Below are 5,724 nucleotides of genomic sequence, written 5' to 3'. Positions count from 1 at the left end.
GGCACGCTTTTCGCCCGCTTGACACCCCTGCCTCGTTGCAGCAAGAGCTGAGGCGCGACTCGTGACGGGGCACCCACCGCTGAGAGCTGCGCTCAAAAGCAAAAGCAAAAGCTCCTGCTCGCCTTCGGCTTCGCGGGGTGGCCTCCTGTCCGGTTGACCGTTAGCGTTGCTAACCATGAACATCGCGATCACCGGTGGTTACGTCGTGCCCGTCGACGGTTCGCCTGTCGAGGGCGGCACCGTTCTCATCCAGGACGGGAAGATCGTTGCTGTTGGCGCCGACGTGGACATCCCCGACGGGGTTGAGGTCGTCGACGCCGACGGGGCCTGGGTCCTGCCCGGCTTCGTCGAGGCGCACGGGCACATCGGTGTCCACGAGGAGGCCGAGGGGTGGGCCGGGCAGGACACCAACGAGATGACCGACCCCGTCGGGGCGCGGATGCGGGCCTTGGACGCCGTCAACCCCGCTGACCTCGGGTTTGCCGACGCGCTCAGCGGTGGGGTCACCACCGCTGTCATCAAGCCCGGGTCCGGCAACCCCATCGGTGGGCAGACCGTGGCCATCAAGTGCTGGGGGCGGACCGTTGACGAGATGCTCGTCAAGGAGCCCGTCAGCGTGAAGAGCGCGCTCGGGGAGAACCCGAAGCGGGTGTACGGCGACAAGGGGAAGTTGCCGTCCACCCGGCAGGGGGTGGCCGCGGTCATCCGGGACGAGTTGACCAGGGCTCAGGACTACCTCGCCAAGAAGGCCGAGGCGGAGAAGGACGGGAAGGCCTTCGACCGCAACGGGACGCTGGAGATCCTCGGGAAGGTGCTCTCCGGGGAGCTGGCGTGGTGCCAGCACGCGCACCGGGCCGACGACATCGCCACGGCCATCCGGCTGTCCGAGGAGTTCGGGTACCGGTTGATCCTCAACCACGGGACCGAGGGGCACCTGATCGCGGACGTCATCGCGGAGAAGCAGATCCCGGTGATCATCGGGCCGCTGTTCACGTCACGGTCCAAAGTGGAGCTGCGCAACCGGGGGCTGCGCAACCCCGGGATCCTCGCGCGGGCCGGGGTGGAGTTGGCGATCACGACCGACCACCCCGTCGTGCCCATCCACTTCCTGGTGCACCAGGCCACCTTGGCGGTGAAGGAGGGGCTCGACAGCGAGGTGGCGTTGAAGTCCATCACCACCAACCCCGCTCGGATCATGGGGCTCGACGACCGGGTCGGTGCGCTCAAGCCCGGGCTCGACGGGGACGTCGTCATCTGGTCCGGGGACCCGTTGGACGTGATGAGCCGGGCCTTGCGGGTGTTCGTCGAGGGGCGTGAGGTCTACGCCTTCGACGAGGGGCTGGGGGAAGGGGTCGTGGCCGACCCCTTCTACCGGGAGGCCTAGCGCAGGCCCCTGCCGATCACGAGGCGCTGGATCTGGTTGGTGCCCTCGAAGATCTGCAGGACCTTGGCCTCGCGCATGTAGCGCTCCACCGGGAAGTCGCGGGTGTAGCCGGCGCCGCCCAGCACCTGGACGGCGTCGGTGGTCACCTTCATCGCCGCGTCGGTGGCGACCAGCTTGGCGATGGAGGCCTGCTGGCGGAACGGGAGGCCGCGGTCGCGGCGGCGGGCCGCGGAGATGTAGGTGGCCCTCGCCGACTCGACGGCCGCGGCCATGTCGGCCAGCAGGAACTCGAGGCCCTGGAACTCGATGATCGGGCGGCCGAACTGGGTGCGGGTCTTGGCGTAGGCGACGGCCTCGTCCAGGGCCGCTTGGGCTAGGCCCACCGCGCAGGCCGCGATGCCGAGGCGGCCCGAGTCCAAAGCGGACAGTGCGATCTTGAGGCCGTCGCCCTCCTGGCCGATCAGGCGGTCGGTGGAGAAGGTGACGCCGTCGAACTCGAGCTGCGCGGTGATGGAGCCGGTCAGGCCCATCTTGCGCTCCGGGGTGAGGGCGGTGAGGCCCTTCGCCTCGCCCGGTGCGAGGAAGCACGAGATGCCGCGGCCCGCGTCCGGGCTCGTGCGGGCCATCAGGGTGTAGAAGTCGGCGGCGCCGGCGTGCGTGATCCACGCCTTGGTGCCGTTCACGACGTAGTCGCCGCCCTTGCGGACCGCCCTGGTCGCCATGGCCGCCGGGTCGGAGCCCGCCTGCACCTCCGACAGGGCGTAGCCGCCCAGCAGTTCGCCCTCGAGCATCTCCGGGAGCCAGCGGTCCTGCTGCTCGCGGGTGCCGAACGTGGCGAGGCCGTAGCAGGACATCACGTGGACCGACAGGCCGACGGCGACCGTCATCCACGCCGAGGCGACCTCTTCGAGGGCCTGCAGGTACACCTCGTAGGGCTGCTCGCCGCCGCCGAACTCCTCGGGGTACGGCAGACCCAGCAGACCGGACCTGCCCAGCAGGCGGAACGCGTCGCGGGGGAACTTCTCGTTCTCCTCCGCGTCGGCCGCGTGGGGCTTCAGTTCGTCCCGCGCGATCTCCCTGACCAGCGCGATCAGGTCCTCGGCCTCTTGCGTGGGGAGCAGCCGCTCGGCGGGCATCGTCGACCTCCGGTGGTGTACTGGTAGCTGTACTCTAGTGCGTTGTGCAGTACAGCAGCTAGCGAATGTGGCAGGGTCGTCACCTATGACGCGGGCTCTCACGCAGCGGCAGGCCGAGCTGCTCACCCGGTTGGAGGCGTTGTTCCTCACCGAGGGCTTCGGGCATCTCACGCTGGACGACGTCGCGGGCAGGCTGCACTGCTCGAAGTCGACGCTGTACGCGCTCGCCGGCAGCAAGGAGCAGCTGGCCGTGCGGGTGGTCGGGCGGTACTTCAAGGGCGCGGCCGAGCGGATCGAGAAGCGCGTCGCGGGCCTCGACGACGTGCGCAAACGCATCGGCAGCTACCTCGCGGGGGCGGCGGAGGAGCTCAGCAAGGCGTCGGCGGCGTTCATCGCGGACGTGGCGGACTTCCCGCCCACGCGCGCCACGTACGAGCGCAACGCGCGCGCTGCCGCCGAGCGCATCAAGTCGTTCATCCAGGACGGGGTCGAGCGGAACGTGTTCCGCGAGGTGCAGGCGACGCTCTTCGCCGAGATGGCCGGGTTGCTCATCGAGGGCATCCAGACGGGTGTCCTCACGAAACGGGCAGGTGTTTCCGACGCCGAGGCGTTCACCGCACTGGGTGAACTGCTGTTGGATGGGCTGCGGAGAACGGGCGCTGGGCAGAAGGAGTCGGACGCGTGATCGTGGTTGCTGGTGAGGCGCTGGTCGACATGGTGCCGGTGGGGGACGACGAGCTCACGCCGCTCGCGCCGAAGCTCGGTGGCGGGCCGTACAACGTGGCCGTCGCGCTCGGACGGCTCGACGTGCCGACGGGGTTCCTGTCGCGGGTGTCGACCGACCACTTCGGAGAGCAGTTGGTGAAGCGGTTGCACGCCTCGGGTGTGCGCACCGATCTGGTCCAACGTGGACAGGAGAACACCACGCTCGCCGTCGTCGGCCTCGCCGAGGACGGGTCCGCGCGCTACGCGTTCTACGTCGAGGGCACCGCCGACCGGCTCGTCGAGGACCCCGGTCCGCTCGGCGAGGACGTGCGGGCGCTCTCGTTCGGCACGCTGTCGCTGGTGCTCGAACCCGGCGCGTCGGTGTACGAGAAGGTGCTGCGGCGCGAGAGCAAGCGCGTGCTGACCGCGCTCGACCCCAACATCCGGGCAGGGCTCATCGACGATCCGGGCGCCTACCGCGCGCGGTTCGCGTCGTGGCTGCCCGACGTCGGGCTGCTGAAGGTCTCCGTCGAGGACGCGCGGTGGCTCGCCGGGGACGACGACGCGGACGTGATCGAGATCGCACGGACGTGGATTTCACAGGGACCGGCCGCCGTCGTGCTGACCAAGGGCGGGGACGGCCTCTCCGCGATCACCGCCACCGACCAGGTCGACGTGCCGCCCGTGCGGGTGGACGTCGTCGACACGATCGGGGCGGGCGACACGGTGCAAGGTGCCCTGCTCGCGTGGCTGCACGACCACGACGCGCTCGACGCGGGCAAGGTGCGCGCGCTCTCACGCGAGGAGTGGACCGCGGCGCTGGCGTACGCCGGCGCGGCCGCCGCGATCACATGTTCCCGTGCGGGTGCCGAACCGCCCTTTGCGAGCGAACTCACCGCCGCGTTGGCTGGCTAAAGCGGCGGATCGGACTACCGTGGGGTAACCGCGCTACAAGCTGGCATTCCGGATGTGATGCCGGTCCCATCTCACAGAATCGGTTCACACCGCTGCTGCGAGCCGGGCCTTCCGCCGACTAGCGTGGATGAACTTGAAGACTCAGATCCCAACGGGGTGGTCCGAGACGTAGGCAGGCCGTGCGACCTGCCGCCACCCCGTCCGAGCGTTGAGAGGGACTTGAATGCCCGACGCGACGACTGCGCCGACCGACCCACAGACCGTCGCGCTGCGCCACGGGGGCGGAGAGCTCGAGATGAAGGTGGTGCGGGCGTCCGAAGGCGCGTCCGGCATCGAACTCGGCAAGCTGCTGTCGACCACCGGTCTGGTAACCCTGGACTCCGGTTTCGTCAACACGGCCTCCTGCTCCTCCGAGATCACCTACATCGACGGTGACGCCGGAATTCTGCGTTACCGCGGGTACCCGATCGAGCAGTTGGCCGCGCGCTCGAACTTCGCGGAGGTCTCCTACCTCCTGATCTACGGTGAGCTCCCGACCGCCGCGCAGCTCGAGGACTTCAACAAGAAGATCAGCAGGCACACGCTGCTGCACGAGGACCTCAAGCGCTTCTTCGACGGCTTCCCCCGCGACGCGCACCCGATGCCGGTGCTGTCGTCCGCGGTGTCCGCGCTGTCGACCTTCTACCAGGACTCGCTGTCGCCGTTCGACGCGAACCAGGTGGAGATCTCCACGATCCGCCTGCTGGCCAAGCTGCCGACCATCGCGGCCTACGCGTACAAGAAGTCGGTCGGCCAGCCGTTCCTCTACCCGGACAACTCGCTGGGCCTGGTGGAGAACTTCCTGCGCATGACCTTCGGCTTCCCGGCCGAGGCCTACGACCTCGACCCGGACCTGGTCCGCGCGCTCGACCTGCTGTTCATCCTGCACGCCGACCACGAGCAGAACTGCTCCACGTCGACCGTGCGCCTGGTCGGCTCGTCCGAGGCCAACCTCTTCGCGTCCATCTCCGCGGGCATCAACGCCCTGTTCGGCCCGCTGCACGGCGGCGCGAACAGCGCGGTGCTCGAGATGCTCGAGAAGATCAAGGCCGACGGCGGCGACGTGAAGTCGTTCGTCAACAAGGTCAAGAACAAGGAGGACGGCGTCCGCCTGATGGGCTTCGGCCACCGGGTCTACAAGAACTACGACCCGCGCGCCGCGATCATCAAGAAGACCGCCGACGAGATCCTCGGCAAGCTCGGCGCCGACGACCAGCTGCTCGACATCGCGAAGCAGCTGGAAGAGGCCGCCCTGAGCGACGACTACTTCATCTCCCGCAAGCTCTACCCGAACGTGGACTTCTACACGGGTCTGATCTACCGGGCGATGGGCTTCCCGACCAAGTTCTTCACCGTGCTGTTCGCGCTCGGCCGGCTCCCCGGCTGGATCGCGCACTGGCGCGAGATGATCAACGACCCGGCCACCAAGATCGGCCGCCCGCGGCAGATCTACACCGGCCCGGTCGAGCGCGACTTCATCGCGATGGAGAACCGCTGACCTCCAGCTTCACCCGAGCGGGGCACGCCTGTCATGCAGGCGTGCCC

5 protein-coding genes are annotated in these 5,724 nt (G+C 68.8%); 4 read left to right on the top strand and 1 reads right to left on the bottom strand.

Annotation, left to right across the window (positions count from 1 at the left end; all coding sequences use genetic code 11):
- The first annotated feature begins 175 nt into the window (after positions 1-175).
- On the top strand, positions 176-1,384 hold the full coding sequence (locus tag ACFWGZ_RS39055; protein WP_382456633.1) for an amidohydrolase: 1,209 nt from the start codon (positions 176-178) through the stop codon (positions 1,382-1,384).
- Here ACFWGZ_RS39055 and ACFWGZ_RS39050 read toward each other — a convergent pair.
- Entirely contained in the window at positions 1,381-2,520 is a 1,140-nt protein-coding gene (locus ACFWGZ_RS39050; RefSeq protein WP_382456632.1) for an acyl-CoA dehydrogenase family protein, read from the bottom strand. The genes ACFWGZ_RS39055 and ACFWGZ_RS39050 overlap by 4 nt on opposite strands.
- 85 nt (positions 2,521-2,605) lie before the next feature.
- Here ACFWGZ_RS39050 and ACFWGZ_RS39045 point away from each other — a divergent pair, with 85 nt between their 5' ends.
- From ACFWGZ_RS39045 to ACFWGZ_RS39035, 3 genes are all read left to right on the top strand, one after another.
- Positions 2,606-3,205 carry a TetR/AcrR family transcriptional regulator gene (locus ACFWGZ_RS39045; protein WP_382456631.1) on the top strand — a complete coding sequence of 200 codons (600 nt, stop codon included), beginning with the start codon at positions 2,606-2,608 and terminating at the stop codon, positions 3,203-3,205.
- Positions 3,202-4,140, top strand: a complete 939-nt coding sequence (locus tag ACFWGZ_RS39040) for a carbohydrate kinase (RefSeq protein WP_382456630.1) — start codon at positions 3,202-3,204, stop codon at positions 4,138-4,140. The genes ACFWGZ_RS39045 and ACFWGZ_RS39040 overlap by 4 nt, the downstream gene beginning before the upstream one ends.
- A gap of 223 nt (positions 4,141-4,363) precedes the next feature.
- Positions 4,364-5,677: a citrate synthase gene (locus ACFWGZ_RS39035; protein WP_382456629.1), complete on the top strand. Its 1,314-nt coding sequence runs from the start codon at positions 4,364-4,366 to the stop codon at positions 5,675-5,677.
- Positions 5,678-5,724: the final 47 nt, after the last annotated feature.

It is taken from the genome of Lentzea sp. NPDC060358 (assembly GCF_042725365.1).
Taxonomy (GTDB): domain Bacteria; phylum Actinomycetota; class Actinomycetes; order Mycobacteriales; family Pseudonocardiaceae; genus Lentzea.
The sequence above is the reverse complement of the archived record's forward strand: the minus strand, read 5'-3'. Positions and strand labels throughout refer to the sequence as shown.